This window comes from Gluconobacter sp. P1D12_c, from assembly GCF_018812105.1.
GTDB classification, from domain to species: Bacteria; Pseudomonadota; Alphaproteobacteria; order Acetobacterales; family Acetobacteraceae; genus Gluconobacter; species Gluconobacter oxydans_A.
The window spans coordinates 1-2,520 of sequence record NZ_JACSIQ010000043.1 but is presented as its reverse complement, the minus strand read 5'-3'; the positions used below and the strand labels follow the sequence as shown (position 1 = coordinate 2,520).

The window sequence follows — 2,520 nt, the reverse complement described above, 5'->3', positions numbered from 1 at the left end:
GATCGAACGACCATTTACGAGCATACGGGCCGGAACGAATTTTCCATCAAAAAACAGACAGTGCTCGGCTGTGATGAGCATATCCTTGAATGGGACGCCGTCTGATACTGCGTCCTTCAGAATACGGACGGGATAGCCCGCCTGATCCAATGGAAGATACGGCCGCACCGTACAATGCGCATGTCCCGCCCACGTGACGATATCTGTATATATCACCCCGTCTTTACAACAGAGGACTTCGTCACCCATGACGATATCCTGCACGGCTTTTTTTCCATTGGGGACAGAAATAATAGAATCCCTCAGAAAGCAAACCAAGACCCCGTTCTGACTTGTATTATTTAACGGGGTCGAACTAATGAATAAATTTCCATCCTGATATGACTGGAATAAATTATTATTTTTTCCATAGTCATAAAAATCTCCCGATACCGTGATTGTTTTTCCATTATCTGTAACGATATTCGTGCTATTTCCGTTTTTTGAAACGGAAACAACCTTTGTTGCGCCAGGAATTTCTATGGTTGATCCTGCGTTTCCAAATCCTGATATACTTTGAAAAGAAATGACGGATACATTACTTCCTGGGTTAATCAGAAGTGTACCACCACCTTTTCCGAAAGCGACTTTAGACCCACTTAAGGCAGAAATCGCAGCCTGGTTCTGTACTGAATTCAGAATCAGCTTTCCGCCAGAAGATATATTATACGTCGAACCAGAAAGGGCTGATATCGTCGAGGCACTATCCATGGAAATGGTGCCTCCATCTGCTGTGAATGTCGCACCAGTCAATGCATTGACAACGCCACCAGTCAATCCAGTTACTGTAACAAAGGCGTTGTTGCTTGAGGTGACACTCCAAGGGTTTGCCAGGGAAATTAATGAGGGAGAAAAATTGACGGAAGCATTGACGTTTTTGCCTGAAAAATTAGCGCTCGCTCCGCCAATCGATACGAGTCCAAGGACAGGCAAAGCTGGAACAAGAGTGTAACTCCCGCTTTTCGTGACAGTATGGTTGTATCCATATATCAGCGACATCTTTTATCCTCTCGTTAATTTATCGTTGACGCGCTTTAACTAAATATGTTGCAAAGAGCAACTGTGTGTTACTTTAAAATATTTTCATATAATATAATTAGGTACTTAAAGTATTAACTAGTTAATAATTAATAACATATACTTAAAAATACAATAATTTCTTGAATATAGGTTGGTTAAAATTTAAATGAAATTATATCTTATTATATGTAATTATTTAGATAGGTCACGTTGACAAAAGATCTATACGATCTGCCTGAGATCTGATTCACTTCCTGGCTGTGGGATAACGGGCAGAGAGAACAGGCATGGCACGAGGCGATCTGACGGATCAGGAATGGGCGATGATTGGTCCGCTTCTGCCGCCTGAGCGTGGACGTTGGGCTCGTCCATCTGGAGACAATCGCCAGTTTCTCAATGGTATGCTGCATGTTCTACGAACGGGTTGCCCCTGGCGGGACATGCATGAACGCTACGGCAAGTGGAACTCGGTCTATGTCCGGTTCCGGCGTTGGGCTAAACAGGGTGTCTGGGATGCTCTTTTACAGACCCTGGTAGATCTGGGGCTGACTGATAACTGGCAGCATATGATCGACAGCACCGTAATCCGCGCCCATTCACAGGCCACCGGGGCAAAAGGGGGGCTTATTCGGAGGCTTTGGGTCGGTCACGCGGCGGCTTTACGAGCAAAATCCATGCCCGATGTGACAATCAGGGACGCCCTCTCGGCTTTGTCCTTACCGGAGGCCAAGTCTCGGATTACAAAGCCACAGACGCCCTGATAAAGCTACCTGTCCCAAACCCCAAAGCCATGCTGGCCGACCGGGGCTATGACAGTGACAGTTTCCGCCAGGAACTGCTGGTCCACGGGATCCTGCCAGTCATTCCATCACGCAAAGGCCGCAGCGCTCCACAGAAAACAGACTGGCGCCGTTACAGGGATCGCAACCACATCAAGCGGATGTTCAACAGGCTCCAGCAGATGCGCCGCATAGCGACCCGCTGCGACAAGACCGCCTTATCCTTCATGAGTTTCCTCAATATCGCCGCCGCAAGGCTCTGGATCAGATCTTTTGTCAACGTAACCTAGGCTCAGAACTCATAGCCAGAAGATGACGGTTGCTGCGATGGCATCCGGTCTGCGTTTTGAGCAGATTGGGGGCTGTTATCCGCTTGAGAGCTACACTGTGGTGCTGATCCGCTGCAGGAAGAGAAAGCGGCGCATATTATAGACGATATTGGCCATCCCGACCCTCATACTGGCCCGCGTTATGCCTACAGTTCGGACAAACAGTCCTGTCTGCGATTTCTGATCGGCAAAGACATGCTCGACACGCGACCGGATCACGGACTTTCCTGCGTTGGATCTCTGGATATGCCGGGGCATAGGCTTGAGATGCGGTTTTTTCCTGTGAACCTTYGAGACAAAGCCCTGCTTTTCCATGAAGTCCTCATTGGCTTTTGAACGGTAGGCCGTATCTG

Annotated in this window: 1 protein-coding gene and 2 pseudogenes; 1 reads left to right on the top strand and 2 read right to left on the bottom strand. The window is 47.9% G+C overall.

Going from position 1 to position 2,520, the window contains the following annotated elements; translation table 11 throughout:
* A partial coding sequence (locus tag KP705_RS15275) for a Hint domain-containing protein (protein WP_215764760.1) occupies positions 1-1,038 on the bottom strand: 1,038 nt, incomplete at its 3' end.
* A 335-nt stretch (positions 1,039-1,373) separates the two neighbouring features.
* On the opposite strand from KP705_RS15275, the pseudogene KP705_RS21450 reads away from it, so the two are divergent.
* Positions 1,374-2,128 (top strand): annotated as a pseudogene (locus KP705_RS21450) (IS5 family transposase); the annotation flags it as partial.
* A gap of 90 nt (positions 2,129-2,218) precedes the next feature.
* On the opposite strand, the pseudogene KP705_RS15260 reads toward KP705_RS21450, so the two are convergent.
* A pseudogene (locus KP705_RS15260) lies at positions 2,219-2,520 on the bottom strand (IS5/IS1182 family transposase); the annotation flags it as partial.